This window comes from Catenulispora sp. MAP12-49 (assembly GCF_041262705.1).
GTDB lineage: Bacteria > Actinomycetota > Actinomycetes > Streptomycetales > Catenulisporaceae > Catenulispora.
The window spans coordinates 1-26,228 of sequence record NZ_JBGCCP010000065.1 but is presented as its reverse complement, the minus strand read 5'-3'; the positions used below and the strand labels follow the sequence as shown (position 1 = coordinate 26,228).

At 72.3% G+C, this 26,228-nt stretch carries 21 protein-coding genes, 1 tRNA gene and 2 pseudogenes; 8 read left to right on the top strand and 16 right to left on the bottom strand.

All coding sequences use genetic code 11. The features are described 5' to 3' along the window. Positions 1–105: pseudogene (locus tag ABIA35_RS48000) on the top strand (glycosyltransferase family 2 protein); the annotation flags it as partial. Between the two features lie 40 nt (positions 106–145). Here ABIA35_RS48000 and ABIA35_RS47995 read toward each other — a convergent pair. The 9 genes and pseudogenes from ABIA35_RS47995 to ABIA35_RS47955 all read right to left on the bottom strand — a co-directional run bounded on the left by ABIA35_RS47995 (position 146) and on the right by ABIA35_RS47955 (position 13,137). Continuing rightward, positions 146–1,996, bottom strand: a complete 1,851-nt coding sequence (locus tag ABIA35_RS47995) for a tetratricopeptide repeat protein (protein ID WP_370362465.1) — start codon at positions 1,994–1,996, stop codon at positions 146–148. After that, positions 1,996–3,339 carry an AAA family ATPase gene (locus ABIA35_RS47990; RefSeq protein ID WP_370362464.1) on the bottom strand — a complete coding sequence of 448 codons (1,344 nt, stop codon included), beginning with the start codon at positions 3,337–3,339 and terminating at the stop codon, positions 1,996–1,998. The genes ABIA35_RS47995 and ABIA35_RS47990 overlap by 1 nt, the downstream gene beginning before the upstream one ends. A gap of 86 nt (positions 3,340–3,425) precedes the next feature. Further along, entirely contained in the window at positions 3,426–4,622 is a 1,197-nt protein-coding gene (locus ABIA35_RS47985) for a Gfo/Idh/MocA family protein (RefSeq protein WP_370362463.1), read from the bottom strand. Continuing rightward, complete coding sequence (locus ABIA35_RS47980; RefSeq protein WP_370362462.1) at positions 4,619–5,476, bottom strand: sugar phosphate isomerase/epimerase family protein; 858 nt, start codon at positions 5,474–5,476, stop codon at positions 4,619–4,621. The genes ABIA35_RS47985 and ABIA35_RS47980 overlap by 4 nt, the downstream gene beginning before the upstream one ends. A 1-nt stretch (position 5,477) precedes the next feature. Beyond that, positions 5,478–7,304, bottom strand: a complete 1,827-nt coding sequence (locus ABIA35_RS47975; protein WP_370362461.1) for a hypothetical protein — start codon at positions 7,302–7,304, stop codon at positions 5,478–5,480. A 5-nt stretch (positions 7,305–7,309) separates the two neighbouring features. Continuing rightward, positions 7,310–8,103, bottom strand: a pseudogene (locus ABIA35_RS47970) (FAD-dependent oxidoreductase); the annotation flags it as partial. A 127-nt stretch (positions 8,104–8,230) separates the two neighbouring features. After that, a complete protein-coding gene (locus tag ABIA35_RS47965) occupies positions 8,231–8,638 on the bottom strand; it encodes a hypothetical protein (RefSeq protein WP_370347663.1) in 408 nt (135 codons plus the stop codon). A gap of 185 nt (positions 8,639–8,823) precedes the next feature. Further along, the gene (locus tag ABIA35_RS47960; protein ID WP_370362460.1) at positions 8,824–11,574 is read right to left on the bottom strand and encodes a LuxR C-terminal-related transcriptional regulator; all 2,751 of its coding nucleotides are present in this window, start codon (positions 11,572–11,574) and stop codon (positions 8,824–8,826) included. 114 nt (positions 11,575–11,688) lie between these two features. Then, positions 11,689–13,137 carry a hypothetical protein gene (locus ABIA35_RS47955; protein WP_370362459.1) on the bottom strand — a complete coding sequence of 483 codons (1,449 nt, stop codon included), beginning with the start codon at positions 13,135–13,137 and terminating at the stop codon, positions 11,689–11,691. Between the two features lie 260 nt (positions 13,138–13,397). Here ABIA35_RS47955 and ABIA35_RS47950 point away from each other — a divergent pair, with 260 nt between their 5' ends. Together ABIA35_RS47950 and ABIA35_RS47945 are read left to right on the top strand one after the other, a co-directional pair. After that, positions 13,398–14,096, top strand: coding sequence for a hypothetical protein (locus ABIA35_RS47950; RefSeq protein ID WP_370362458.1), 699 nt, complete (start codon positions 13,398–13,400; stop codon positions 14,094–14,096). A gap of 71 nt (positions 14,097–14,167) precedes the next feature. Next, positions 14,168–14,308 carry a hypothetical protein gene (locus tag ABIA35_RS47945; protein WP_370347670.1) on the top strand — a complete coding sequence of 47 codons (141 nt, stop codon included), beginning with the start codon at positions 14,168–14,170 and terminating at the stop codon, positions 14,306–14,308. A gap of 348 nt (positions 14,309–14,656) precedes the next feature. Here the strand turns inward: ABIA35_RS47945 and ABIA35_RS47940 are convergent, their stop codons facing one another. After that, entirely contained in the window at positions 14,657–14,983 is a 327-nt protein-coding gene (locus ABIA35_RS47940) for a hypothetical protein (RefSeq protein ID WP_370362457.1), read from the bottom strand. Positions 14,984–15,184: 201 nt separating this feature from the next. On the opposite strand from ABIA35_RS47940, the gene ABIA35_RS47935 reads away from it, so the two are divergent. Continuing rightward, the gene (locus ABIA35_RS47935) at positions 15,185–16,576 is read left to right on the top strand and encodes an MFS transporter (protein WP_370347674.1); all 1,392 of its coding nucleotides are present in this window, start codon (positions 15,185–15,187) and stop codon (positions 16,574–16,576) included. Further along, positions 16,573–17,181 (top strand): hypothetical protein, encoded by a 609-nt coding sequence (locus tag ABIA35_RS47930; protein ID WP_370347676.1) that lies wholly within the window; start codon positions 16,573–16,575, stop codon positions 17,179–17,181. The genes ABIA35_RS47935 and ABIA35_RS47930 overlap by 4 nt, the downstream gene beginning before the upstream one ends. Positions 17,182–17,297: 116 nt before the next feature. On the opposite strand, the gene ABIA35_RS47925 is transcribed toward ABIA35_RS47930, so the two are convergent. Continuing rightward, positions 17,298–17,370 (bottom strand) — tRNA-Lys (locus tag ABIA35_RS47925). A 248-nt stretch (positions 17,371–17,618) separates the two neighbouring features. Here ABIA35_RS47925 and ABIA35_RS47920 point away from each other — a divergent pair. Next, on the top strand, positions 17,619–18,833 hold the full coding sequence (locus ABIA35_RS47920; protein ID WP_370362456.1) for an LCP family protein: 1,215 nt from the start codon (positions 17,619–17,621) through the stop codon (positions 18,831–18,833). 70 nt (positions 18,834–18,903) lie between these two features. On the opposite strand, the gene ABIA35_RS47915 is transcribed toward ABIA35_RS47920, so the two are convergent. The 5 genes from ABIA35_RS47915 to ABIA35_RS47895 all read right to left on the bottom strand — a co-directional run bounded on the left by ABIA35_RS47915 (position 18,904) and on the right by ABIA35_RS47895 (position 23,940). Next, on the bottom strand, positions 18,904–20,175 hold the full coding sequence (locus tag ABIA35_RS47915) for an MFS transporter (RefSeq protein ID WP_370347681.1): 1,272 nt from the start codon (positions 20,173–20,175) through the stop codon (positions 18,904–18,906). Between the two features lie 200 nt (positions 20,176–20,375). Beyond that, positions 20,376–21,467, bottom strand: a complete 1,092-nt coding sequence (locus tag ABIA35_RS47910) for an NAD(P)/FAD-dependent oxidoreductase (protein ID WP_370362455.1) — start codon at positions 21,465–21,467, stop codon at positions 20,376–20,378. Further along, positions 21,452–21,979 (bottom strand): isoprenylcysteine carboxyl methyltransferase family protein, encoded by a 528-nt coding sequence (locus tag ABIA35_RS47905; RefSeq protein WP_370362454.1) that lies wholly within the window; start codon positions 21,977–21,979, stop codon positions 21,452–21,454. Before ABIA35_RS47905 ends, ABIA35_RS47910 begins: the two co-directional genes overlap by 16 nt. After that, positions 21,976–23,031, bottom strand: a complete 1,056-nt coding sequence (locus ABIA35_RS47900) for a type III polyketide synthase (RefSeq protein WP_370362453.1) — start codon at positions 23,029–23,031, stop codon at positions 21,976–21,978. Before ABIA35_RS47900 ends, ABIA35_RS47905 begins: the two co-directional genes overlap by 4 nt. A 96-nt stretch (positions 23,032–23,127) precedes the next feature. Then, positions 23,128–23,940, bottom strand: coding sequence for a UbiA family prenyltransferase (locus tag ABIA35_RS47895; RefSeq protein ID WP_370362452.1), 813 nt, complete (start codon positions 23,938–23,940; stop codon positions 23,128–23,130). Between the two features lie 32 nt (positions 23,941–23,972). Here ABIA35_RS47895 and ABIA35_RS47890 point away from each other — a divergent pair, with 32 nt between their 5' ends. Continuing rightward, positions 23,973–25,091 (top strand): cyclopropane-fatty-acyl-phospholipid synthase family protein, encoded by a 1,119-nt coding sequence (locus ABIA35_RS47890; protein ID WP_370362451.1) that lies wholly within the window; start codon positions 23,973–23,975, stop codon positions 25,089–25,091. A gap of 73 nt (positions 25,092–25,164) precedes the next feature. Then, the gene (locus tag ABIA35_RS47885) at positions 25,165–25,956 is read left to right on the top strand and encodes a DeoR/GlpR family DNA-binding transcription regulator (protein WP_370347691.1); all 792 of its coding nucleotides are present in this window, start codon (positions 25,165–25,167) and stop codon (positions 25,954–25,956) included. Positions 25,957–26,228: the final 272 nt, after the last annotated feature.

Below are 26,228 nucleotides of genomic sequence, written 5' to 3'. Positions count from 1 at the left end.
CCGTTCCGGTTCGCACAGAACACGGCGCTGTTGTTGCTGTCCGGCCTGATCATCGCCTCCATGGCGCTGCTCGCCGACCTCATCGTGCGGTCGCGGCCGGAGTAGGGGTGAACCGAGGCCGGCCTTCGCCGGTCGGCCTCGAGCCTCACAACAGTTCGTCGTCGTGCGCGTCCTCGACATACACGACCGCGATCGCCTCCGCGTGCTCCGGCTCGTCCGGATCGGCGACCACCTTCGCCATGATCGTGGCCTCGTAGTTCTCCGGGTCCATCTCCAGGATCTGCTCCAGCACCTCCGCGGCCTCGGCCAGCGCGCTGTACTTGAGCATCGTGAAGGCCGCCAGCCGCAGCTTCTCGATGGTCGCCGGCTCGGCCGGCTCGCCGTCGCCGCGGATCTCCACGCACTTGTCGAGCATCGGCTGGAAGCGCTTCGGCGGCCCGAACAGCTGCAGGCCCACGATGATGCCCGGGACGGTCACCGGGTCGCGCATCGGGGTGGCCAGCGCCGTCTCGAAGTCGGCCAGGGCCTGGTCCCACTTGCCCAGCTGGAAGCGGATCTGGCCCAGGACCGCGGTGCGGTCGCCGCCGACGTCGGGCAGTTCGATGCGCTGGATCAGGCGCTCGGCGGCGCGGTGGTCCTGGTAGCCGAGCATGTAGAGCGAGCCGAGTTGGAACAGCGTGGTGGTCTGGGTCGGGGCCACCCGCAGGATGGCCTTGTAGGCCTCCTTGGCCTCGTCGTTCATGTGCAGGCGTTTGTAGATGGTGGCCGCGGAGGTCAGGGCCCCGGGGTCGTCGCCGGCCAGCGCGATCGCGTCCTTCGCGGCGGCCACGGCCTCCTCGCGCCGGCCCATCTCGGCCAGGACGCGGCCCTGCAGGGACACCGCCTCGCTGGCGTCCGGGAACCGGCGCCGGCCCTCGGTGGCCAGGCCGAGGGCTTCGTCGAGGCGGTCCAGGTCCTCCAGGGCGTGGACGGTCCAGCGGAACAGCGCGCGGGTCGCCTCGCCCTCCTGGACCAGCGGCAGGGCCAGCGCGACGAGGTCCTCGTGGCGGTCGTCGTCACCGGCGATCTCGGCGGCCAGCAGCCGCGCCGGGACCAGCGTCGGGTCCGCCGCCAGCATCGCGGTCACCAGTGCCCGGCAGCGGTCGCGCGAGTCCTTGGACCAGGCGTGGTTGTAGACGGCCGCGCGCCACATCGACGCCGCGATGCGCGCCTGGCGCCGCAGCAGCTCCGGGTCCGTCCCGGCGGTGCCCGGCGTGCCCAGGTCCGGGATGTCCAGGGCCTGGCAGCCCAGGGTGTAGACGTCGAGCATCGGCGCCGGAAGCCCTTGCGTCTCCAGGGTGTCGAGCACTTCGCGGACCCGGTACGGCTTCGGCCTGAGCCGCAGGGCCGAGGTGAACGCCTCCCGGGCGCGCTCGATCGCCCCGAGCCGGAGCTTCACGATGCCGGCCTGGATCAGGAACGCGGTGTTCATCGGCTCCAGCTGGAGCGCCTGCTCCATGGCGGCTTCGGCTTCCCGCCAGCGGTACTCGTCGACCAGGACCATGGCCCGGGCCTGGAAGCTCTCGCCGGCCTGCGGATCCACCTCGATCGCGCGGTCGGCCGCGGCCAGCGCGTCGGCCCGCCGACCGGGGAACCGGCCGAGCACCTGCGCGTACAGCCGCAGCACCCGGCCCTCGTCCGGCGCGATCTCCAGCGCGCGCGTCAGCAGCGCGAGCGCCTCGTCGAACTCCTGCTCCTGTTTCTGGACCAGCGCCGCGCGGTAGAAGCCCTCGGTGTCCTGCGGCCAGCGCGCGATCACCAGCCGCGCGGTCTGGAGCGCCTCGGCCCGGCGGTCCGCCAGGTCGAGCAGCCAGGCCAGGTTCGCCAGCGCCCCGAAGTGCTCGGGATCGGCCGCGAGCACCTTGCGCAGCATCGGTTCGGCCTCGGCGTGGCGCTCCAGCCGGATCAGGGCGACGGCGCGTTCGACGGCGGTCCGCAGCGCGTCCTCGTCCGCCATCACAGGCCCTTCGCACCCTTGTGGTTCTTGAAGAACGCCGCGAGGTCGTCGTACGCGCCGCCCTCGTTGGCGAACAGCGCGACCGAGCGCGCGGCGTCGAACCAGGGCCCGGTCGAGGGGCGCACGTCCTTCAGGGCCGCGTCGAAGTCCGGCATGCCCATCAGCCGCACCTCGCCGCTGCGCACCGCGTCGATCAGGGCGTTCTCGGTCGCCGACTCGCAGAGGTAGGCGATGTCCGCCCCGGAGAACCCCTCGGTCCGCTCCACCAGCGAATCCAGGTCGATCCCGGCGATCGGCCGCTCCCGCAGGTGGTAGCGCAGGATGTCGGCGCGGGCCGGGGCGTCCGGCGGCAGCACGAGCACGGTCCGGTCGAAGCGGCCGGGACGGCGCAGCGCCGGGTCGACGTCCCACGGGGCGTTCGTCGCGCCGAGCACGAACACGCCCTCGTTGTCCGCGCCCACCGAGTCCAGCTCGGTCAGGAACTGGTTGACCACGGTCCGCATCATCGAGCTGCGGGTCTGGCTGCGCCGCTGGCCCAGCGCGTCGAGCTCGTCGAAGAAGAGCACGCACGGCGCCTGCCGCCGCGCCAGCTCGAACAGCTCGCTCAGGTTCTTCTCCGACGCCCCGAACCACAGCTCCAGCACCTCGGAGATGCCCACGGAGACGAAGGAAGCGCCGATCTCGCCGGCGACCGCCCGCGCGATGAAGGTCTTGCCGCATCCGGGCGGGCCGTAGAGCAGCAGGCCGCCGCGCAGCGACTTGCCGTAGATCTTGCGCAGCTCCGGATTGCGCATCGGGGCCAGGAACGAGACCTGCAGCCGCTCCTTGACCTCGGCCAGGCCGCCGACGTCGGCGAGGGTCAGGGCCGGGCGCTCGACCTCGTGCGCCGGGACGCCGTGCGGGTCCTCGCCCGCGTCGTCGGCGGCCACCGGCCCGGCTGCCGACCCGGCCGCTGTCCCGGCCGCCGGCTTGGCCGCGGAGGTGAAGCGGGGCGGCGGGGCGATGTCGCCGAGTTCGGCCTCGGCGGCGGACCAGTCGAAGGCGGGGTCGGTTTTGGGGGTCGGGGCGGGTGCCGGTGCCGGGATCGGTGCTGGGATCGGGTGCTGTTCGCCGGGCGGGGCTGCCGTCCCCGTTCCCCCGCCGAGCGCCGAGAGCATCAGCTCCCTGGCTCGCGCCGACCCCGGATCCAGCCGCAACGCCTCGCCGAGCTCGACGATCGCCCCCTGGCCGTCGCCGCGCGCGATGAGCGCCTCAGCGAGCGCGACCCGGAACTCGGGCTGCTCCGGTGCGGACCGCACCGCTTGCCGCAGCGCGTTGATCAGAGGGCTTTCCCCGTCGGACATGGACTCTCCCCTCCCGGCGAATCTCCCGCGAGCATAGTCGCTGCGGGTGATCCAGACCGGCGCGTCCCCGGGGCCCGGTCCCCACCTCAGTGGGCTAAGCCGGACCCGACCGCCACGTCGTCGTAGTCACCGTTCAGCAGGGCATCGGTATCAATGGTCTGACCCAAAGCCGCGGACACGTAGACGGCGCGCACGATCGCCACCGCCATCAGCCCGTCCTGCGCGGTGACCCCGGGTGCCCGGCCGCTCTCGATGGCCTCGACGACGTCCTCGTACTGGCGCAGGTGGCCGACGACCATCGCGTCGGCGGCCTTGGGCCCGCCGCGCAGCTCCGAGGCCGGGACCAGGTCGGCCGCCTGGTTGTCGGGCTCGGTGCCGCCGTAGGGTCCGGCGGTCGTGCCGCTGCCGTGCCGGGCGACGTGGAAGTACTCGAGCTGGTCGTCGTGCAGGACAGCGGAGCCCTGGCTGCCGTGGATCTGCAGCCGCACCGACAGGCCGGGATAGGCGGCGGTGGTGGCGTGCAGGACGGCCAGCGCCCCGGAGGCGAAGCGGATGGTGGCGGTCGCGACGTCCTCGACCTCGATCGCCCCGTGCGCCAGCAGGGCGGTGTGCGCGCACACCTCCACCGGCCGCCCGAGCAGCCACGCCAGCAGGTCCACGGTGTGCACACCCTGATTCATCAGCGCCCCGCCACCGTCCAGCGCCCAGGTACCGCGCCACGGCGCCGAGTCGTAGTACTCCTGACCCCGCCACCACGCGACAGAGGCGACCGCCGAGGTGAGCCGCCCCATGCTTCCGTCGGCCACCGCCGCCGCCACGGCCGCAGCCGCCGGATCGAACCGATGCTGGCTGACCACGCTGCACACCACCCCGCGCCGCGCGGCCTCGCCAGCGAGCGCGGCCATCCGGCGAGCCTCCGGCAGCGAGACATCGATCGGCTTCTCGACCAGGACATGAACCCCGGCAGCCAACGCCGCGCCGACCGCGGCGGCGTGCATCCCGGTCGGCACGCAGACCGCGACCAGATCGACGCCGCCGGCGGCGAGGGCTTCGGCGAGGGAGGCGAACTCGGCCGGGGCGGGGGAGTCGGCGGGACCGGTGGCGGCGTTCGCGATGTGCTCGACCAGCTTCCGGCGCGCGGTGGCGTCCGGGTCGACGATCGCCGCGACCCGCAGCCGGGGATGGCGCCGTGCCGCCTCGGCGTGGATCAGGCCGATCGTTCCCGCGCCGACGATGGCGACGCTTGTGGTTCTGGCGGTGCCCTTTTCGCGATTCTCGGTCATGCGGTCGCCACCCCGATCGTGTCGAGCAGGCCGGTGAAGGCCCGGGCCGCGCGGCCGAACAGGGCGGGGCCTGAGAAGCCGCCCAGCGTGTGCCCGAGGGCCAGATGCGGTTCGAGGGAGGCGAAGCCGGTGTAGCCGTCGTCCCGGAGGGCGGTCAGGGTCTGGAGGAGTTCGCCGTCGCCCTCGCCGGCGGGTACCACCTCGCCGGTCGCCGCGAGGGCGTCCTTCACTTGGAGGTACTCCAGGTGCGGCCGGAGCATCGCGTAGCCGTCGGTGAACGGCGCCACACCGACCTGCACGAAGTTGGCACTGTCCCAGGCCACCCTCAACGCATCGGAGCCCACTGATTCGATGAGGTCCAGGACCCGCTCGGGGATGTCGCCGTAGATGTCCTTCTCGTTCTCGTGTACCAGGACGACGCCTTCCCGCTCCGCCGAGCGGGCCAGGACGCTGATGTGCTTGAGCACCGGGTCGCGGACGTCCTGCGCGCTCATCCCGTCCGGCCGGTAGAAGGAGAACATCCGGATGTAGCGGGCCCCGAGCCGGTGTGCGACCGTGATGGCCCGCGCCAGCCGCCGGGCCTCGTCCTCGGGATCGCCGACGATGCTCACCTTCCCGATCGGTGAGGCGATCGCGGAGACCCCCATGCCCCACCGTTCCAAGGCCGCGGCGAGGGAATCGACCTGTTCATCGGTCAGATCGACGACGTTGGTGCCCCAGGCCCCGCGCACTTCGACATGCCGTGCCCCCAGCGCCTGCAACACGGCGAACTGCATCTCGGGATCGGGCCCGATCTCGTCGCCGAACCCGCTGAGCGTCCAGGTCACAGGATCCGGCGTGTCTGTTCGGCTCATCTCAGACCTCCACGTTGAACCAGTACCCGACGAACTGCTCGTCGATCTCCTCCCACATCGTCGCCGCGAGCCGCGACGCGGTCCGCTGATACCCGCCCAACGCGTCGCCGCCGGCCACGGTGCGCAGAGTCTGGCCGTCCTGCGCATCATCCAGGTCGCGCAGTTGGCCGCGCCACAGGCGGTCGAGGACGGAGAGCATGACGCGCCGTCTCAGCCTGGCGGCCGTGTTCGGGCCGAGCTCCGCCACGCGGGCCGTGTCGGCGGCCCGGACGTCGCGGACCACCGCCTCGACGAGATCCGCGCGCACCTTCGAGGTGGGGGAGCCGGACAGGCCCACCGCGATCGTGTCGCGGCTGACCGTGGCCGGGCAGAGCGTGCCGAGCGCCTGCGCCAATCGGTCCACGTCCTGCGGGCCGGTCCGGGCGGCGAGGACCAGGGTCTGGATGACGCTGTGGATGATGCCGTCCATCCGGTCCTGCGTGATCCCGTCCCGTAGCACCTCCTCGCGCCTGGCGTAGACCCCCGCGCGCTGCTCCTCCCGCACCGCGGAGAAGCGCAGCTTCTCGGTCAGCGACTGAGTCTGGAACGCCGACACCGCGTTGAGCTTGGCCAGGATCAGCCGGGTGATCGCGAAGTTGGGGCCCAGGGGGCCGTCCATGCCGCCTTCGGTGAGCCGCTGGGCCGTCTTCGTGTTCTTCATGAGGGCGTCTTCGAGGGAGAAGTAGAAGGCTGATTCGCCGGGGTCGCCGCCGCGTCCGGCGCGTCCGCGCAGGTGCAGCTCCATGCGCCGGGAGCTCATCGGCCCGACGCCGAGCACGTAAAGCCCCGCGCCCTCGGGCTCGGCCAGCCGGATGTCGACGCCGCGCCCGGCCATGCGGGTCAGCACCGTGACCGCGCCGGGCCGCCCGGCGCGGGCGATGATCTCGGCCTCCCGCTCGTGGCTCCGGGCGTCGAGCACGTCGTGCTCGACGCCGGCGGCCCGCAGGGTCTGCGAGATCCGCCCGGCCATCTCGTCGGACGCCGTCCCGACCAGCACCGGCCGGCCGGCGGTGCACTGGGTCTGGACGGTCGTGCCGACGGCGCGGAGCATCGTGCCGTCGTTGGCGAACATCGACGGATCGTGGTCGACACGCCGGACCGGGTGATGCGGCGGGACGATGACGCACTCCAGACCGTACAAACCCGGGTAGGCGTCGGCCTCTCCCTCGATCACGCCGGTCATGCCCGCCAGCCGGGAGTACAGCTTGAGATAGGCGTGGACGTCGATGGTCGCCAACTGCTGTCGTTCGGGCCGGACCTCCAGGCCTTCCTTGGCATCCAGCGCCTGATCCAGACCGTCGTGGAGGGTCCGGTCGGAGAGCGGGCGCTGGGTGGTCGTGTCGATGACCCGGATCGCTCCGTCCACGACCGCGTAGTCGCGGTCCTTGACGTACAACTCCTTCGCCTGCAACGCCAGACTCAGCCCGTACACCGGCCCCATCCACTCGGCGTCCCGCGCGGCGAGGTAGTCGTTGGCGGTCATGACGTGGACGCCCTGGCCCGTCAGCGCGTGCAGACAAGCGGGCAGGACCCCGGTCAGCGTCTTGCCCTCACCGGTCTTCATCTCCACGGCCGCGCCCAGATGCAAGGCCGCGCCGCCGATGAGCTGCTCCGTATAGGGACGCTCGCCGAGCATCCGCACCGATGCTTCGCGCACGATCGCGAAGGTCTCCGGGAGCAGCGCGTCCAGGCTCTCGCCGTTCTGATGACGCTGCCTCAGTGTGTTGATCGCTCGCCGGAGCGCTGTGTCCGACAAGCCGCGGGTCTCCTCCTCGGCGAGGTCGACCATGTGTGCCCAACCGCGGCATCGCTCAAGCGTGCTCTGAGTCTTGCCGCCCCCGAACAGCCGAAGTCCGGCGCCTTGCCCAGGCGCTCGGGCCAGAACCGCCGCACCAGCTCGTGGATCGCGCCGATGCCGCCGCTGGTGACGATCACCGCCTGCGCCGACAGCTCGAACTCGCCGATGGCCTCGCGGGCCGAGGGGACGCCGCGGGCGGCGTCGTCCCGCGCCAGCACGGTGCCGCGCACCCCGGTGACGGTGCCGCCGGTGACCACGATCTCGTCGACCCGGTGCCGGTGGTGGAACGTCAGCAGGCCGGCCGAGGCGGCCCGCTTCGCCGACCGGACGAACGGCTCGACGACGCCGGTCCCGCAGCCCCAGGTGACGTGGAACCGCGGCACGGAGTTGCCGTGCCCGTCGGCGCGCAGGTCGCCGCGCTCGGCCCAGCCGACCGTCGGCAGGAACCTCAGGCCGTGGCCGGCCAGCCACGACCGCTTCTCGCCCGCCGCGAACTCGACGTAGGCCCGCGCCCACCGCCGCCCCCAGGAGTCCTCGTCCTGCGGCCGGTCGAACTGCGCGCTGCCGAGCCAGTCGCTCCAGGCCAGGTCGAACGAGTCCTTCACCCGCAGCCGCCGCTGCTCGGGGGAGTCGACGAGGAACAACCTCCGAACGACCACCACGCCTGCCCGCCGAGGTTCGCCGCGTTCTCCTGCTCGACCAGCGCGACCTTCCGTCCCCGCGAGGTGAGCTCGTGGGCGGCGGTCAGGCCGGCCAGGCCGGCTCCGACGATGATGACGTCAGCGTCCACGGGGCGGCTCCAGTCCGGTCGTTCTGTCGTTCCGTCGTTTCTGTCATCAGACCTTGAGAACGAACTTAGCCGAAAGCCCCTGGCCATCGAATGACCAGGGGCTGCGCGTCGGGGCGGAAGGGCTTTCTCAGAGCCCGGCTTCCAGCAGGGCCTGGATGGCCTTCGTCCGCTCCTCCACATGGTGGGTGTTGCTGTCCGACATGTGGTCCAGCGTCAGCACGCCGTCGGCGAAGGTGAAGCCCGTCGGGCTGAAGTACTGGCCGGAGTTCTTCACGACGACCTTCGACACGCCCTCGCGCAGCGCGTCCTTGCCCATGTCGTCGGCGCCGATCGAGCCGAGCGCGTCCAGCAGCGGCTGGAAGTAGACCGCCGGGAAGTACTCCGCGTAGCTGTCGGCGTAGTCGGGGACGGCCAGCTCATCCCACGCCACGTCGATCGTGATCTCGAAGCCCGCGGCCTCGTCGATCCGCGACTTCCAGCCGGGGTAGTCCTCGTTCTTGAACCGCTCGGCGCTACGGCGTTCTGCCAGGCCCATCCGAACCTCCGAAAGATTGTTGTTCTGTGCGCTCTTCGTTCTGTGTGCTGTGAAGCGACCACGAGTTTCGCGTGCGCGGGGCGGCCCCGCATCGGCGAAACCACTGAGCCGGGCACGCAACGCAGGCACGCAGAAGTGGCGTGCGGAAGTGGCGCGGGAGTCGGAGGGGCTCCCGGCGCGGCGGCTCAGAACGTCCGCGGACGCGAGGTGCGGTCGGCGTCCAGCAGCGCCCGGGTCAGGGCGGCGCGGTTCGGCACGTCGAGCTTGCGATAGATCTGGCGTAGATGGGATTCCACCGTGCGCACGCTGAGAAACAACCGTCCGGCGATCGCCGGATTGGTCATGCCCCGGCTCACCAGATCGGCGATCTCCCGCTCGCGCCCGGTCAGCGGCGCCGCCACGGACTGCGTCTCGGGGCCGGCGTAGTCCAGGACGGCCAGGCGCGACCGGTACCGGGCGACCTCGGCCGCCAGACGCATCGAACCGCACTGCTCGGCCAGCAGGGCCACCCGGTCCAGCCAGCCCGCCGCCGGCTGCGCGTTCCCCGCCCTCAGCGTGAACTCGGTCGCCGCCAGCAACGTCCGGCACACCTCGATCCGCTCGCCGCGCGCCGTGAACTCACGGACCGCTTCCTGCGCCCGCGTCACGGCCGCCTCGTACTCGCCGAGCGCGGCGTGTGCCCACATCCGGCTGCGCACCACGAAGGCCCGCAGCGTCGAAGGGTGCTGCGGGGCCTCCTCGGCGATCGCGGCCCAGCGCCCGGCGTCCGCGCCGCCGCCGCCGCCACCGCCACCGCCACCGCCACCGCCACCGCCGACGATCATGGCGATCTCGGCCAGCGTGTCGCACCAGCGGGGACGGCGCCACGGGCTGATGCCCTCCAAGTCCTCCCCGGCGGCTTCGAGCAGGAGCGAGCGCGCCCGCAGCGGATCGCCGGTGAACAGGACCAGCTCGGCGTGGAAACAGCGCACGGCCATGGCCCAGGACGTGGTTGTGGTGCTGGCGAGCGCCAGAGCGTGGTCCGCCTCGGCCCGGACCTGCTCGGCGTCGCCGGGCTCGTCGCGCCAGTACAGCGTGGAGGCGCGCACGTTCGAGGAGACCGCCTCCTCGGAGGCGTTGCCGCCGTGCTCGTCGGGCGCCTCCCGGCGCCGGGCGACGCGCTCCAGGGTGACCAGGGCCGGGTTCAGCTTGCCGAGCCGGCTCTGGGCGTTGGCCAGGACGGTCAGCAGCGAGGCGTCGAGGTAGTTCTGGCCGGTGCGCCGGCCCAGGGCCTCGGCCCGCGCCAGGTGGCGCTCGCTGTCGGCCAGGCGGCCGAGCAGGCCCTCGGTCATGCCCAGTTGCAGCGGGGCGAGCAGGTTCGTCAGCAGCGTGGTGTCGGGGGCGGCGTCGATGAGCTCGGCCGCCTTCGTGGCCCGGACCAGCGCGGTGGCCTCATCTCCGGTGAACAGGTGGCCCAGGGCCGACTGCGCCAGCGCGTGCGCCTCGCCGACGGGGTCGCCGTGCCGGGCGGCCAGGGCGGCGGCGGTCTCGGCGTGTATCCGGCAGTTCTCGTAGTCCTGCACGTCGTACGCGGTGTCGGCCAGTTCGGTGTGCAGGGCGGCGGCGGTCGCCGAATCGGTCTGGGCCAGCGCGGCCAGACCGGCGCGGGCCAGCGCCCCGGCCTCGACGTGCCGGCCCAGCCGCCGCTCCAGCCGGCTGGAGTCCAGCTCGGTGCCGTCCGGTCCGGCCGAACCAGCCGAACCAGCCGGACCGTTCGGGCCGGCCGAGCGCAGCGCGTCGAGCAGGGCCCGGCCCTCGGCGAGCTCGCCGGTCAGCAGGCGCGCTCGGGCGAGCAGGACGTGCACCTCGTGCGTGTGGTCGTTTCCCGCGCGCAGCAAGGGCAAAGCGGCTTGCAGGTACTCGGCCGCGGTGGCCGGCGAGGTGTAGATCACCGCGCGCGCGGCCGCGATCAGCGTCGTGAGGTGGTCGGGATTCTGCGGATCCGCGGCCTTGGTGATGTGCCGCGCGCGCTGGGCGATCGAGCCGCCGTTCCCGCTGAGCGCCTCCGCGGCCCGCCGATGCAGGACGAAGCGCAGACTGGGCTCCAGCCGCTCGTAGACGGCCTCGCCGACCACCCGGTGCCGCAGCGCCAGGTGCGGCCCGCGCTCGGCCGGGCGGATCAGGTCGGCGCCGGTGAGCTGGTCGAGCGCGCGGACGGCCGCGGCCTCGTCGAGTTCGGCGACCCCGGCCAGCAGCGCTATGGAGAACGGCTCGCCGAGCACCGCCGCGGCCCGCGCCGCCGCCAGCGCCCCGGGCTCCAGGCCGGCCAGTTCGGCGAAGATCGAGGCGCCGGCCTCGGCGGTGGCCCCGGTGTCGGCCAGTGCGCACAGCACCTTGATGTACTGCGGGTTCCCCGCGGCCTCGCGGTGGACCTCGTCGGCCTCCGGGCGCTCGCCGAGCAGGTCCGCGGCCTGCTCGCGGGTGAGCGGGTCCAGCGGCGCGAGCCGGAGCAGCCCGGAGGAGGCGTCGGCGAGCGCGGCGGCGGGCCCCGGGGCGAGTTGCCGCCGCCGGTAGGCCAGCACGCACAGCACCGGCCCGTCCGCCGCGCAGCGCAACAGCGCCGCCGCCAGGCCCGCCTCGTCCGCGCCGAGCAGATGGAGGTCGTCCACGGTCACCAGAACCGGCCGCCCGGCGGCGGTGTGGGCGGTGACGTCCTCGACGACCCGCGCGCACGCCGCGCCGATATCAGGGCTCCGCACCAGAACCGAGCCGCGCGCGGCGACCACCGCCACGCCGGCCCCGCGCGCCAGGCCCGCCGCCGCCCACAGCACCGCGCTCTTGCCGATGCCCGGCTCGCCGGGCAGCGCCACCGCGGTTCCCGAGCCCGCCTTCAGCTCGTCGACGGCCGACTGGAGCAGGCGCAGGTGCCGCTCACGCGCGATCAGGGGGTCGACCATGGGGTGAGCCTACGGCCTGCGCGGCTGCGGCGCCCCGGCCGTTTCGCAACTGGTGTCCGCTTTATCGCGGCGTCCACAACAAAACCGCCCGGGCCATTGCGCGCGGCCGGTGGATCAGAGTGCGAACAGCCAGAACCACTGGGCCTGGTCCCCGGTGTTGCACGGGGCCATGGTGAGCCACCCGTGCGCGCCGGAGCTGGCCAGGCAGGTCCCGGTCTTCTTGTTCTTGAGCACCCCGTAGGTGTCGTTGCCGGGGATGCTGGTCAGCGTCCACTGCTGGAAGTCGACCGTCAGGTGCGCCTGCAGGCCCGCGACCCCGTTCCAGTCGTCGGAGATGTCGACGTCGGTGTTGGTGGGGTCGTTGTTCTGGTCCACCTGCAGGACCTTGGTGCCGGCGCTCTCGGGCTGGTCGTTGGACTGGATGACGATGCTGCCGTCGGCGTACACCCAGACCGTCCAGGTCTGCGCGTCGTTGTGCAGGGTGTCCCAGAGATCGATCTGCTGGCCGTCGGTGAAGTTGTTCTGGTACACGTCGACCGAGTCGTTGGTCGCGGAGTTGAGGATGTTCGTCGTCTTGATCTGCGCCGACTTCGGCGGCGACGAGGACGTCGGGGGCGCCGCCGGCGGGGGCGCGCTGGTGGAATGGCCCGCAGGCGGTGGAGCGGACTTGGACGTGGTCGGCGCGGGCGGCGCGGCGTGGCTCGGCGCCGAGGTCGGCGCGGGCTTCGGCGACGGGCTGCTGGAGGAGGCCGGCGGGGTCGGCTGGATGACGATCACCTGCGGTGCGGTGTTCGCGGCCGGCTGCGGCGAGCCCTGGGCGCTGGTGGCGAACGAGGGGTGGATGCCGAACCACAGCGCCAGGATGGCCATGGCCGCGGCCGACAGGAACATCAGCAGGCGCTGAAGCCAGCGCGGCAGCAGTGCCGACTGCATATACGTGCCCTGCAAGCTGACCGGCTGTCCCAGGCCCGAAGGGGTGACCGTGACGTTGTACTGGTGCCTCGCCTTGGTGCCGAACCACAGCAGCCGGGCGGGCCTGACGGTGAACTTGCTGAATTGGGCGCGTCCGGGTTGCAGGCGCAGGGCCGGGGTGCGGATGTCGACTTGGAGGTTGGAGTTGGTCGACGTCGAGGCGACGGCGGCGCTGGTGGCGACGTTGCTGTAGTTGTCGACGGCGAGTTTGACGCGGCCGCGGTGCCAGCCTCGGGTTTGCGCCGGCAAGAGCTCCGCGCGCAGGTCGGCGAATTCCGCGACGCGCAGGAGGCCTTCGATGGCGTGGATGTTCTCGCGGTCTTCGCGGGGGGTGACCTTGACCGCGTAGGGCTGGGGTCCGGCTTGGGCTTCGGCGCTGCGCGGTGGGGTGAAGGTCAGTTGTGCGGTGCCGGTGGTGCCGGGGTACAGGCGCAAAGTCTGGGGTTCGATGGCGGCCCATTGTCCGGGGTCGCCGGTGGCCTGCAGGTGGTATTCCTCGACGATGTCGCCGGTGTTGCGTACGGTGACGGCCACCGTGGTCTCGGCGCCCGGTTCGACATCCGCCGTCACCGGGTTCAGGTCAACCCACATCTGCTGCTCCCCGCCCGCCTGCGCCCGCTGACAATCCGCACGGCTGGCAAGCTGTGCTGCTGACAACTCGTGCTTGCTGATACATCTGTGCTTGCTGATAAACCCGTGCCGGGCGATCCTTTGGCGGACACCCTATGGGCCGGTCAGGGCAGGTACCGGCGGTTGTTGAGGTTCCGGTCCGCCGGGGCATCGCCCGCGCGCCCCTTCGGGCAACAGACAATGCCCTCATGACCGTCGGCGAGCCCTGAGACGATGGCGGCATGACGGACGACACGGCCGGTTCCGGCGACCAAGGGCCCCGGACCGCTCTGCACGCCGCGGCCCAGATCGGCCTCGGAGGCTCCGAGCTGCGCGAGGAGTGCTGGAACGAGATCGCCGCACCGGTCCGGGACCGGCTCAAGGAACTCGCCGCCCCCGTCGCCTACTGGTGGGCCAGGCCCGACAGTTCGCACGCCCGCCAGGCTCCGAAGGCCGCGGTCCTGGGTGAGCGGGGCTTGTACTTCGCCGAACCCCGGCCGGGGAGGAGACGGCACCCGGAGTACCGGATATCCGGCTACGACTTCGTCAGCGGATCGCTGACCCTCGACGACGTCGAGCACACGCCGGCGGCCGTGGACGAGCCGCCGTCCGGCGCGACGGGGCCGGGTGCGGGCTCCGACGTGTCGTATGCGCCGGACATCGGGCTCCTCCCCGACCTCAAAGGGATCCTCGGCAACCTGCCGCCGCGGGCGCAGCAACTGCTGCAGGCTCCGTTCGGGACCGGCCAGCGAGTCGATCGCCAGGAGTTCTACTACGAGGGCTGGCCCCATCACCTGTATATCTTCGTCCTCTTCCTCGCCGGCGCCGAGGACCTGACCATCGCCACCGGCACGAAACTGATCCCGGACGGCCACAGCGACCGCACCGCGCACTGGTCGTTGCACATCTATCGGGCACTGGTACGCAAAGCCGTCGTATAGCAGAATCCTGATTGTCCCCGCCTCAGCCGCCCGCCACCGGGGCCTGAGGCGTCGAATGGAGGGAGATCAGGATGAAGAAGGTCTACCGGAGGTTCGCGGCCGCCGCGTTCCTCGCCTCGGCACTCGCGGTCGGCGTGACGACCGCGGCGCCGGCGTCGGCCACCGTGATCCACCCGTTCTGCCACACGGGGAGCACCTGCCCTCCCTGGTGAGCCGATAACGGTTCGCCTCAGTTGGTCGGCCGGGTCGGCCGGGTCGGCAGCGTGTGCGCGGTACCGGCCGCGGCCGCCGCGTACTGCGCGGTGCGGTGTCCGGCAGGGCCGGATCCGGTCGACCAGCAGGGCCAGCGCGATGCCGAACGCGCAGAAGATCGCCAGCCCGATCGCCGACCGGGCGAACCCCGACGCCAGCGAATCCGCCGCGCTCTCGCCGGCTCCCAGGTGGTTCGGACCGGTTGGCCGCGCCGGTTCGGCTGTCGCTTCCTGGGATCATCGTTGTCAGTGGTGTTCCGTCGTGCCTTGCGTTGTTGGCCCATACGGGTCATGACAAGCGTGGCTCCCTCACTCCTGCGGGGGCGGTGCCTCCGGCGCGGCTTCGGCTTCCTGCCGGCGCTGGACGTAGACCCGTCCGACCAGGGCCCCGCCGTAGAAGATGAACCCGACCCCGATCAGCCAGGACACCACCACCAGGATCACGCCGACGGCGCCGTAGGCCTCCGCGTTCGAGGTGATCATCGGATCGAAGACCAGCGCCGAGAACACCCGCGGGCCGCCCAGGGCCACCACCGTCGCGAGCGTGCCAGGCAGCAGGGAGCGCCAGCCGACGCGTCCCCCGAGCAGGAAGTGCTGGCCCCACCAGAAGAACACCAGCGCCGCGGCGCCGAGCATGAGGATCCGCCACAGAGAGTCCAGGAAACCCGGTCGCCATGTCCGGTTCCTCCAAGTCTGCCCGAGATCTGAGCAGGCCACATGCTGTCACGGCGGACGGCGCGGTCATCGGCACCACGCCTGAGGGTGCGCCGGCGAACTCGCACAGCCATTCGCGCGGCGTCCGACGTAGAGTGCTCTTGCCATCCAGGAGGGGCGTGCGTGGACGACACCATTTCTGAGGGGACCGGACAGAGCCGGGTCGCAGCGGCATTGCTCGCGGTGACGGTGGGGTGTGTGCTGGCCGACTCGGCGGTCGTCACCCTCGCCCTGCCGGAGATCCTGGTGCGCCTGCACACCACGGTGGGCCAGGTCGCCTGGGTGCTGATCGCGTTCAACCTCGTTCTCGCCGTGGTCGCGCGGCCCGCCGCGTGGTTCTACAAGAGGCGGGATCCGGCCGTGCTGTGCGCGATCGGCATCGCGGTGTTCGCCGGGGCCTCGGCGATGTGCGCGGTGGCCGGTTCCCTGGAGGTCCTGATCGCCGCCCGGTCGGTGCAGGCGGTCGGTGGCGCGCTCGCGGTGGTCGGCAGCCTTCCGCTGCTCGTCGAGGACCTGAGCGAGCGGCGCGGGACGGCGTGGTGGATCGCCGCCGGCGTGTTCGGGACCGCCGTCGGCCCGATGGCCGGCGGGCTGCTCACCGACGCCTTCTCCTGGCGCTCGATCTTCATCGTCCAGGTGCCGATCGCGGTGCTGGCCGTCCCTGCCGCGCTGGCCAAGCGCCGCAGGAACGGGACGGCGTTCACCGACGAGACGCCGCGGCACCCCGTGCGGATCCGGCCGAACATCGCCCTGGCGCTGCTCTCGGCGGCCCTGACCGCGGCGCTGTTCCTGTTCGTGCTGCTCCTGGTCGACGGCTGGCGCCGGTCGCCGGCGATCGCGGCCGTCACGGTCTCGGTGATCCCGCTCGCGGCGCTCCTCACCCGGCCGCTGGTCCGGATGCTGCGATCGGGGCCGCTGGCCCAGACGATGTCGGGGTGCCTGCTCATCGCCGGCGGCCTGGCCGGGCTGGCGTTGCTGCCGTCGGCCGATCTCGCGTGGACGATCGCGCCCCAGGCGCTCGTCGGACTCGGGCTCGGACTGACGCTGGATCCGTTGAGCCTGCAGGCGATGGACGGCCGCACGCCGCACTTCCTGCACGGCGCCTGGACCATCGCGGCCCGGCACGCCGGGGTGGTCCTGGGTCTGGCGATCCTCACGCCGGTCTTCACCGCGGACCTGCGCAGTGCCCAGCCGCCCGCGAAGGACGCCATCACCGCGTTGGTGCTGAACGCCCCGCTGGCGCCGCAGGACAAGATCGCGCTCGCCGGCGGGCTGGCCGACCAGCTCAAGGCGGACAGCGGCCGGGTGCCCGACCTGGACCCCGCCTTCGCGCGGTTGAGCGTGCCCCCGGCGGAGAAGGCCACCGCGGCGCAGCTTGAGCACGACCTCAACGTCCAGCTACAGAGAGCGGCCACCCATGCGTTCCGCAACGCCTTCCTCATCGGCGCGGCCCTGGCCCTCGCAGCCTTGGTGTCCTTGATCCCGCTGCGCCTGCGTCGAGAGGACGCGCGATGACCGCCGCGGCGCGCCTGCGAGCGGCGGCGCTCCCCGCTCTGTCCGTGGTGCTGGTGAGCGGGGTCCTGGCGGTCCAACTCGCCCACGGCGGCGGCCGGGACAACATCCTGCGCCCGGCCGACTCGTGTCTGGCCCAACCGGCGAGCTCGGTGGCGACGGGGATCGACGGCCTGACCGAGGAACTCGTCCTGACCGGCCTGAGCGCCGCCGCCTGCCAGGTCGGCCTGTCCCGGGAGGCCTTCACCCTCCAGCTCTCCGAACCCGGCACCCGCACCGACGCGCAGATCAACGCGTTGCGAACCGGCCTGCTCGTCGCCGTCGACAGCCTGAAGAACGACGGCAAGCTCCCGAAGGCATCGCAACTGGTCCGCCAGGCCGTCGACGAGTCGAACCTCAGCGGCTTCCGCAAGACCGCGATCCGCGCGATCCCCGACTCCCTCATCGACAAATCCCTGACGACCGACGACATCCTGCGCCGCACCATCAACGACCTCGACCTGCGGGCCCTGCTGACCAACCTCAACGACCGCAAGGCCATGACCGCGCAGGTGGACGCGGCCGTCATGAAGGCAGTCATGGCCCGGCTCGCGGACGACCTGCACTGATCAGTTCTTTGCGGGTCTGTGCGATTCCTTGCCGGTCCTTGCGGGACTTTGCGGGAGGGTTTTGCGAAAACGCGAAATCCCCCGGTCAGCTGGGCTGCCAGGGGATTCGCTACGGGTGCGCCGCCAGGGACTTGAACCCCGAACCCGCGGATTAAGAGTCCGCTGCTCTGCCAATTGAGCTAGCGGCGCTTGATCTTGCCGGTGTCGCGTTGACGGGTGAAACATTAGCAGACCACGGCCCGCGTCCCGAAATCGTTAACCGGGCGTCGGGGGTTCGGCCACGTGGCGGCCACCAGGGCCGGGTGCCGTGCACGGGCGGGCACGGCGCGGGCACGGACGGGCATGAGCGGGCATGAGCGGGCATGGTCCGGGCGTCGTTGCCGACTTATTACCCGGTCTTGGAGCTTTCGGGACCTGGGGATGGCAGGGTCGGTGTCATGAGTGGTGCATATGGTGGTTGGACCCCGCAGGAGCCCGGCGGCTGGAATCCCCAGCAGCCAGGCGGCTGGACCCCGCAGGAGCCCGAGCCCACCGTGGAGTTGCGTCCGCCTTCCAGGTGGGACCGGCTCCGGGGGAGCTTGCCGGGGGGACAGGGCGGACGGGGCGGACGGGCCGGCGGGGGCGGGCCGCGGCCGCCCAAGGTGCGCCGTTTCAGCTGGCCCCGGCGGATCCTGGCCGGGACGCTGGTCCTGGTGCTGCTGGTCGGGGGGTATGCGACCTGGCTCTACTTCCACGCCTCCGGGGAGATCCGGCACGAGAACGTGATCTCCGACTACCCGGGCCGCCCGGCCGAGGGCAAGGGGAGCAACTGGCTGCTGGTCGGCAGTGACAGCCGGGAGGGGCTGACCCAGGACCAGCAGGACGCGCTGCACACCGGGACCGGGGCTGTGACCGGGGACACCTCGCGCACCGACTCGATGATGATCCTGCACTCCGGGTCCAACGGGACCTCGCTGATCAGCCTGCCCCGCGACTCCTACGTCACCATCCCGGCGTGGACCGACAGCAAGGGCAAGCAGCACAAGGAGTCGAAGAACAAGCTCAACGCCGCGTACGCCTTCGGCGACGCTCCGTTGCTCATCAAGACCATCGAGGTCACCACCGGGGTGCGCATCGACCACTTCGCCGAGGTCGGCTTCGGCGGCTTCGTGAAGGTCACCGACGCCGTCGGCGGGGTGGGCATGTGCCTGGACAAGCCGATCAAGGACGAGCTGTCCGGCGCGAACCTCAAGGCCGGCTGCCAGACCCTCAACGGCGCCCAGGCCCTGGCCTACGTGCGCGAGCGGTACGCCGACCCGCTCGGCGACATCGGCCGGATGCAGCGCCAGCGCGCCTTCCTGGCGGCCCTGGCGCACAAGGTGTCCTCCGCGGGAGTGATCCTGAACCCGTTCAAGCTGGTCCCGGTGCTGGACAACTCCCTGGCCGCGTTCAAGGTGAGCGACGGCACGAGCCTGGGCGACCTGTACGACATGTTCCAGAGCATGAAGGGGGTCAGCGGCGGCAGCGGCCACACCATCGTGGTGCCGATCGCGAACGAGGACTACAACGTGCCCGGGGTCGGGTCCTCCATCCTGTGGGACAAGACCAAGGCCGCACAGCTGTGGGGCGCGGTGATCAACGACACTCCGATGCCGGCCTTCTCGGCGACGTAGGACGCGCCACGTCGGACGCGGCCCGTACCTCAGTCCGCGACCCCCAGTCCGCGACCTCAGCCCGCGACCCTCAGTCCACGACCTCGACGGTCGCGCCGCCCTGCGCCGGGATGACCACCGGCGCGGGGGCCGGCTCGGGCTGCGCGTCCAGCCCGCGGACCCGCCGGAAGCTGGTCGCCAGCACCGCGGCGTAGACCGCGGCGCACACCAGGTACGGCAGCCGCCCGCTGGATTCGGCCAGCGCCCCGCCGACCAGGGTGCCGACCGTGCCGGCGGTGTACATCACCGTCTGGTAGCCGCCGGTCATCCGGCCGAGCATCTCCCGGGGGACCAGGCGCATGCGCGCGGTGGTCAGCGCGACGCCGATGATCAGGACCCCGGCGGCGTCCATGGCCAGGCCGACCGAGATCTGCGGGCCGCTGTGCGCGGTGCCCAGCAGCAGTTCGCCGATGATCCCGAAGACCAGGCAGACCAGCACGGCCGAGGACGTCCGCAGCTTGGCGAGCCGCCCGATGGACAGCATCACGGCCACCGCCGCGACGTTCCCGGCCGCCAGCGTCCAGCCGAAGCCGGTCTTGCCCAGCCCCACGGTCTGCGTGCCCAGGACCACGATCGCCGCCACCGAGCCGGCCTGGACCACCGTCATCGTGCCGATCATCGCGGCCATCAGGCGCATGGGGCCCGGGCCGAAGGAGATCCGGATGCCGTCCTTCACCTCGGTGAGGAAGTGCCGGTCGGCGCGGGCCGGCCGCGGACGGGAGTTCGGCAGCCGCAGCGAAGCCAGCAGCACGGCCGCGGCCAGGAACGAGCAGGCGTCGATGATCAGCGGCAGCTGGCGGCCGGTGGCGTAGAGCAGGCCGCCGACACCGGGGCCGACGACGAACGCGATCAGCGTGTTGGCGGCCCGGATCCAGGTGTTGGCCGTGCCGTAGTGCTCCGGTTCCACGACGTCCGCGAGCAGCGCGCCGTTGGCGCAGGTGAACAGCGTCCCCAGCGCGTCGGCGAGGAAGGCGATGACGATCAGCGAGACCAGCCCGATGTGGTTCCCGGCCACCAGTACCGCGGCGACCGCGAACAGCAGCGCCTGCGCGACGTTGGTGAGTACCGCGGTCAGCCGGGCGTTCCAGCGGTCGGCCAGCGCCCCGGCCGGCAGCGAGAGCAGCATCGGGGCCAGCCGCTGGGTGACGATGACGGCCGCGATCCCCAGCGGCGAGGAGGTGAGCCCGGCGGCCAGCAGGGGGAAGCCGACGACGATGACGCCGTCGCCGAGCCAGGACACCGCGCCGGCGACGAAGTACCACCAGAAATGGCGGGGGAGCGGTGCCTTGTCAGAGTCCGCCATGCTCCCCCATCCCCCGGTTCTCGGCGCCCAGGATCCGACCTACGCCTGCGTGTCAACACCCTGGCTTCCGTGACACTGGGTGATTGTGCGTGCCACGGTACGTCAATGTACTCGCACGGCAGGTTCTTGTGAACACTTCGGTGATCACCGGTGAACACCCTTATGGGTGAATGCCCTTGACAGCCCCGCGGACGGCCAGGTCAGCCGGTGATGAGCCGCACCGCTCCGCCGAACACCGCCGGGAGCGCCCCGGCCGCCGGGACGACGCGCGGGCCCAGCACCGGGTTGCGGCGGGCTGCCAGCAGCGCGGCGGTCAACACGTTGGAGCGCCGGGACACGCGCCGCCACTGCCGCTCGTAGTCCCCGGGCCGGCCGGCCGCCAGGCACGCCGCGAGCACCCGGGCCTGGGCCAGCCCGACGCTGATGCCCTCGCCGGTCAGCGCGTCCACGTAGCCCGAGGCGTCGCCGACCAGCAGGATCCGGCCGCCCGGCGCGACCCGGCGGCGCACGGCCTGCCGCAGCGGCCCGGCGCCGCGCACCGGCCCGGCCTCGGCCCCGGCGAGCCGCTCTCGCAGCTCCGGGAAGGCCGCCAGCCGGTCGGAGAAGGACGCGCCGGGCGGGCCGAGGATCGCCACGCCGACCAGGCCGTCGTCGACCGGGGTGACATAGGCCTCCGAGGGTGCCGAGGCCACCGTGGCCGCCGCGCCGGTCGCGCCGGATGCGCCGCTCGCGCCCGCGGCCCGGTCCGACCAGTAGACCTCGACGAAGTCGGTCCACGGCGCGGTCTGGAAGTGCCGGCGCAGGCCGTAACGTGCATTCCGGGCCGGCGCCGGCGCCGGGTCCAGGCCGCAGGCGCGCCGGACGGGGGAGTGCAGGCCGTCGGCGGCCACGAGGTAGCGCGCCGCGATTCCCGAGGCCTCCACACAACCGCCGGACTGCCGGAACTCCGTGACGCGCTCGGGCAGCACCACGACTCCGGCGCTCTCCGCGCGCTTCGCCAGCGCCTCGTGCAGGGTCGTGCGCCGGACCCCGCGTCCCGGGCCGCTGCGGAACTCCGCGTCCACGCTGTGGCCCGTGTCGCGGTACCTGATGCCGCGCAGCTGCCGGCCGGGCGGATCCACGCCGAGCGCCCGCAGAGCGGCCACCGCCGGCGGCATCAGCCCTTCGCCGCAGGCTTTGTCGATCGGGCCGGTCCGCGGCTCGGCGACGGCCACCGTGAGCCCCGCCCGGGCCGCGTAGCAGGCTGTCGCCAGACCGATCGGGCCGCCGCCGACGATCAGGACGTCGAGCACAGCTCTTCCACCGAGCCCAGCGCCCTGGTCTCGCAGCGCAGCCGCACGGTCAGCAGCGCGGCGTTCAGCACCGTGAAGCACGCCGGCGTCACCCACGCCGAACCGGCCAGCGGCAGGGCGAAGCCCTCGACCACGACCGCCACGTAGTTCGGGTGCGCGAACCACCGGTAGGGTCCGGCATCCACCAACGCCAGCCCCGGCACCACGATGACGCGGGTGTTCCACTGGTGCCCCAGAGTCCTGATGCACCACCAGCGCAGCGCCTGCGAGCCGACCGCGAGCACCAGCATCGGGATCCCGAGCGCCGGGACGAACGACCGGTGCGCGACCGCCGGCTCGATCAGGCAGCCGGCGAGCAGCCCGGTGTGCAGCAGCACCATCGGCGGGTAGTGCCCGCGGCCGGTCTCCACGCCGCCGCGCGCCAGGCTCCAGGCCGCGTTCCGCTTGGCCACGACCAGTTCCGCGAGCCGTTCGAAGCACGTGGCGATCACCAGCGCGTAGTAGACGATCATCCGAGCCGCTCCAGCAGCAGCAGCTCGATGCTCACCCCGGGACCCAGGCCCACGATCACCATCGGGCCCGGCCCGGCGTCCGGCGCGGCCAGCTCCTTGCCCAGCACGTGCACGATCGAGGCCGAGGACAGGTTGCCGGCCTCGGCCAGGGCGGCGCGCGCCGTGGCGACCCGGTCCTCGGTCAGCTCCAGCGAGTCGCGCACCGCGTCGATCACCTTCGGGCCGCCGGGGTGCACGACCCAGGCGGCCACATCGGGGACCTGCAGTCCGTGGTCGCCCAGGAAGCGCTTGACCACGCCGCCGAGTTCGCGCTCCACGACCTCGGCGAGCTCGGTGGTCAGCACGATGCGGAAGCCGCGCGGGCCCAGGTGCCAGCCGAGCACGTCGTGGGTGTTCGGGCACAGCTCGCTGCGGGTCGCGACGATCCGGACGCCCGTGCCGCTCCGGTTGGCGCCGCGCACCACCACCGCCCCGGCGCCGTCGCCGAACAGGGCGCTGACCACCAGATCGGGCACCGTGGCATCCACCATCGGCACGCTCAGCGAGCACAGCTCGACCGCCAGCAGGACCGCGGTGTGGTCCGGCCAGGCCATCAGGTAGTCGTGGATGCGCGCGAGCCCCGCCGCGCCGGCCACGCACCCCAGGCCGAACATCGGCACCCGCTTCACGTCCGGCCGCATCCCGAGCCGCGGCACCAGCCGGGCGTCCAGGGAGGGGACCGACACGCCGGTCACCGAGGTCGTGACGAACAGGTCCACGTCCTCCGCGGCCACCCCGGCCTGTCGCAGGGCGCTGTCGACGGCCTGTTCGCCGAGTTCGGTGGCGTGCTCGATGTAGGCGTCGTTGGTGCCCTCGATGTTCTCCAGGCGCCGGTAGCCGGTCAGCGGGAGCACGGTGTGCCGGGTGTCGACCCCGGCGTTGGCGTACAGCCGGTCCAGCAGGGCCCGGCGGTTCGCCGGGAGCGCGCACAGATCGGCGGTCGCGGCGGCCAGGTCGTCCTGGCGATGACGGTGGGCGGGGAGCGCCGAGGTGACTGCCGCGATGCGGGACAATCTCACTCCCTCGCCAGGTGGCACGGAATCGCTGACGCGGGCGCGTCAGATAACCCGGTACCCGGAGGCCGCCGAATAATGCGCGGTCAGGACAGGTCAGGACAGGGGCACGCCGCCGAAGACGAACATCGCCACGTCGATCCCGGCGATGGCCAGCGCCGCCAGGAACGGCGCGCGGCCCTCGGCGCTCAGGCCGAGCCAGGCCAGCGCGGCGCACAGGGTGAAGCCCAGCCACAGCCACGGCGAGCCGGAGAACGCCAGGAACCCCGAGGCGCCGAGTAACAGCAGGACCGTGATGACGCGCACCGCCGGCACCCCGAAGCGGTCCGCCAGTACGTTCGGCAGCCCCCGGACCCCGGCGATCCGGTCGCCCTCCAGGTCCGGCAGCGCGTTGGCCAGGTGGCCGCCGACCCCGAGCAGCGCCGCCGCGATCAGTACCGCGGGCCGCGCCGCCGGGATGCCCGGGGCGGTGCTCGTCGCGAACTCCGGGATCAGCCCGAACCCGACCGCGTATGCCAGCCCCGACACCGGTGTGATCTTCAGTCCGGCGTTGTAGAACCAGCCCGCCGCCATCTGGGTGAGATCCACGGTGCCGCAGGCGGTGTTGATCGAGAACGCCAGCGCCACCGAGGCCGTCACCGCCACCACGCCGGCGATGAGCACCGTCCGCTGCGAGATCGCCCCGGCGACGATCGGTTTGTCGGTCCGGCCGGCCATGGCGTCGCGCGCGGCGTCGAAGTAGTCGTTCGACCAGCCGATCGAGAACTCGCCGAGGAGCACGGCCGGGATCGCCGCGACCGGGCCGATGCCGTGCGGCGCGGCCTGGACGATCAGCGCCGCGAACATGGCCGTGACCGCGACCGAGGGCAGAGGATGGCAGGTCCGGAACAGTGCTTTGAGGATCGGCATCAAGTTCTCCTCGGCAGGGGTATGCAAGGACCATGCGACTGGCCCTGCGTGGCGGCACCCTATTGGAGCGCGTCGCCCTGCGCGCCAACCTAGTCCCGACTCCGGCCGCCGAGGCGTGGGGTGGTGTTGCGGCCTCTGGCGTGTTGGTGGCGGCGGTGCGAACGGGGGTCGTCGCGCGCCTGGCCGGTGCGCCGGCCACGCCCGAGCAGATCGCCCGGGACCTGTGCCTGGCGCCGACGCCGACCCGGCTGCTGGTCGACTGCCTGGTCGCGGCCGGGCACGCGCGCAGGTCCCAGGACGGCACGGTGCGCCTGGCCCGGCGCGACCGGCGCTGGCTGGACCCGGAGTCCGAGGTGGGCGTCGCACGGTTCGTGAACGCCTGCGGCGACTACTTCGACTGGTGGCGGGACCTGGACGGGGTGATAGAGACCGGCGCCTCCGTGGAGCAGCACGACCGGGGAGCCGAGGACCCCTATTGGCGCCGCTACATCCTGGGCCAGCTGGACCTGGCGCGGCTGTTCGCCCCCGAGGTGGCGCGGCGGCTGGCGCTGCCGGAGAACGCCGCCAGCGTGCTGGACGTCGGCGGCGGCCACGGCTGGTACTCGGCGATGCTGTGCCGGCGGCACCCCGGTCTCACGGCGACCGTGCTGGACCTGCCCGGCAGCGCGCGGGTCGGGCGGGAGGTGATCGAGGCGGCGGGGCTGGCCCACACGGTGGCCTTCCTCGACGGCGACGCCCGCACCGCCGAGTTCCCGGGCGGCCAGGACGCGGTGCTGTGTTTCAACCTGCTGCACCACCTCACCGAGGCCGAGATCCCGGAGCTGTTCGCCCGCGCCGCCGAGGCGCTCAAGCCCGGCGGGACGCTGGCCGTGCTGGACGCCTTCGCCGAGCCGCCCGGGGGCGGCGGGGGTGGGGTCGGGTCCTGGTCCGGGTCTCGGTCATGGTCCCGGCCTCAGTCCTGGTCCCGGTCCCGCTCCAACGCGGCCGCCGCGTACCTGGCACTGTTCGTCCGGCTCACCTCCGGCTCGACGGTGCACTCCCCGGCCGCGCTCCGGACCTGGCTGGCCGGCGCCGGATTCGACCCGCCGCGGGCGGTGCGTTCCGCCCGGATCCCGGGCCTGGCGCTCTACCAGGCCTGTAAGCGTTGGTGAGCGTGTTACCGTGCGTTCAGCCGGAAACTCGGCCGGGCAGCCAGGGCAGCGTGAAGGGGACAGGGACAATCCGATGCTGGCAGCGCAGCGGCAGGCGCGGATCCTCGAGGAGGTCCAGCGGACCGGGGGCGTGCGGGTCAACGACCTGACGCGCCTGCTGGGCGTGTCGGACATGACGGTGCGCCGGGACCTGGACGTCCTGGACTCGCGCGGCCTCCTGACCAAGGTGCACGGCGGCGCGACGGTACGCCGCGCCGGCTCCACCGACGAACCGGCCTTCACGGTCAAGGCCGAGATGGAACAGCCGGCCAAGGACGCCATCGCCCGCAAGGCCGCGGCCCTGGTCCGCCCGGGCACCGCGATCGGCATCAGCGGCGGCAGCACCACGTACACCCTGGCCCGCCACCTGGTCGGCGTCCCCGACCTGACCGTGGTCACGAACTCCCTGCGGGTCGCCGACGTCCTGCACGCCCACGAGAGCGCCCAACCCGGCACCAACCAGACGGTGATCCTCACCGGCGGCATGCGCACCCCCTCCGAGGCCCTGGTCGGCCCGATAGCGGTCCAGGCCATCCGCACCCTGCACCTGGACCAGGTCTTCCTCGGCGTCTACGGCATGGACGCCGCCGCCGGCTACACCAGTCCCAACCTGATGGAGTCCGAGACCAACCGCGCCCTGGTGGCCGCCGCCCGCAACCTCGTGGTGGTAGCCGACCACACGAAGTGGGGCGTCGTCGGCCTGTCCGCCTTCGCAGGACTCGGCGAGGCCGCCGTCCTGGTGACCGACGACGGGCTGCCGCGCGAGGCGCGGGAGGTGCTCGTCGAGGAGGTCGGGGAGCTGGTGCTGGCGGAGCGGGACAGCTGAGGTCGGCTCGGGCTCGATGCGGCTGGCTGAGGTCGGATGGCGCGTCGAGCGTCCGAGTGTTGTGTGAGGGTTGCGGTTTGCCTGCCGCTTTATAAGTAGCGGCTTTTTCGGGCGCCTGACGTATCTGTAGGTCGAATCGGCGTGCGGGTGCAGTGTGTTCGTGGTTTGACAGTCAACGGCGTTTTTTGACGGCTGTGTGTCCTGAACGCGAAGGGGGCTCGTTGTAGGGGAGTTCTCTGGAGCGGTGCTGCTCGGACGATGAAGGTTTGGCC

Bases quoted from the DNA above. Each gene is read 5' to 3' on its own strand.
- ABIA35_RS47995 (WP_370362465.1), bottom strand. From the start codon at position 1,996: ATGGCGGACGAGGACGCGCTGCGGACCGCCGTCGAACGCGCCGTCGCC.
- ABIA35_RS47990 (WP_370362464.1), bottom strand. From the start codon at position 3,339: ATGTCCGACGGGGAAAGCCCTCTGATCAACGCGCTGCGGCAAGCGGTG.
- ABIA35_RS47985 (WP_370362463.1), bottom strand. From the start codon at position 4,622: ATGACCGAGAATCGCGAAAAGGGCACCGCCAGAACCACAAGCGTCGCC.
- ABIA35_RS47980 (WP_370362462.1), bottom strand. From the start codon at position 5,476: ATGAGCCGAACAGACACGCCGGATCCTGTGACCTGGACGCTCAGCGGG.
- ABIA35_RS47975 (WP_370362461.1), bottom strand. From the start codon at position 7,304: ATGGTCGACCTCGCCGAGGAGGAGACCCGCGGCTTGTCGGACACAGCG.
- ABIA35_RS47965 (WP_370347663.1), bottom strand. From the start codon at position 8,638: ATGGGCCTGGCAGAACGCCGTAGCGCCGAGCGGTTCAAGAACGAGGAC.
- ABIA35_RS47960 (WP_370362460.1), bottom strand. From the start codon at position 11,574: ATGGTCGACCCCCTGATCGCGCGTGAGCGGCACCTGCGCCTGCTCCAG.
- ABIA35_RS47955 (WP_370362459.1), bottom strand. From the start codon at position 13,137: ATGTGGGTTGACCTGAACCCGGTGACGGCGGATGTCGAACCGGGCGCC.
- ABIA35_RS47950 (WP_370362458.1), top strand. From the start codon at position 13,398: ATGACGGACGACACGGCCGGTTCCGGCGACCAAGGGCCCCGGACCGCT.
- ABIA35_RS47945 (WP_370347670.1), top strand. From the start codon at position 14,168: ATGAAGAAGGTCTACCGGAGGTTCGCGGCCGCCGCGTTCCTCGCCTCG.
- ABIA35_RS47940 (WP_370362457.1), bottom strand. From the start codon at position 14,983: ATGCTCGGCGCCGCGGCGCTGGTGTTCTTCTGGTGGGGCCAGCACTTC.
- ABIA35_RS47930 (WP_370347676.1), top strand. From the start codon at position 16,573: ATGACCGCCGCGGCGCGCCTGCGAGCGGCGGCGCTCCCCGCTCTGTCC.
- ABIA35_RS47920 (WP_370362456.1), top strand. From the start codon at position 17,619: ATGAGTGGTGCATATGGTGGTTGGACCCCGCAGGAGCCCGGCGGCTGG.
- ABIA35_RS47915 (WP_370347681.1), bottom strand. From the start codon at position 20,175: ATGGCGGACTCTGACAAGGCACCGCTCCCCCGCCATTTCTGGTGGTAC.
- ABIA35_RS47905 (WP_370362454.1), bottom strand. From the start codon at position 21,979: ATGATCGTCTACTACGCGCTGGTGATCGCCACGTGCTTCGAACGGCTC.
- ABIA35_RS47895 (WP_370362452.1), bottom strand. From the start codon at position 23,940: ATGCCGATCCTCAAAGCACTGTTCCGGACCTGCCATCCTCTGCCCTCG.
- ABIA35_RS47890 (WP_370362451.1), top strand. From the start codon at position 23,973: ATGCGACTGGCCCTGCGTGGCGGCACCCTATTGGAGCGCGTCGCCCTG.
- ABIA35_RS47885 (WP_370347691.1), top strand. From the start codon at position 25,165: ATGCTGGCAGCGCAGCGGCAGGCGCGGATCCTCGAGGAGGTCCAGCGG.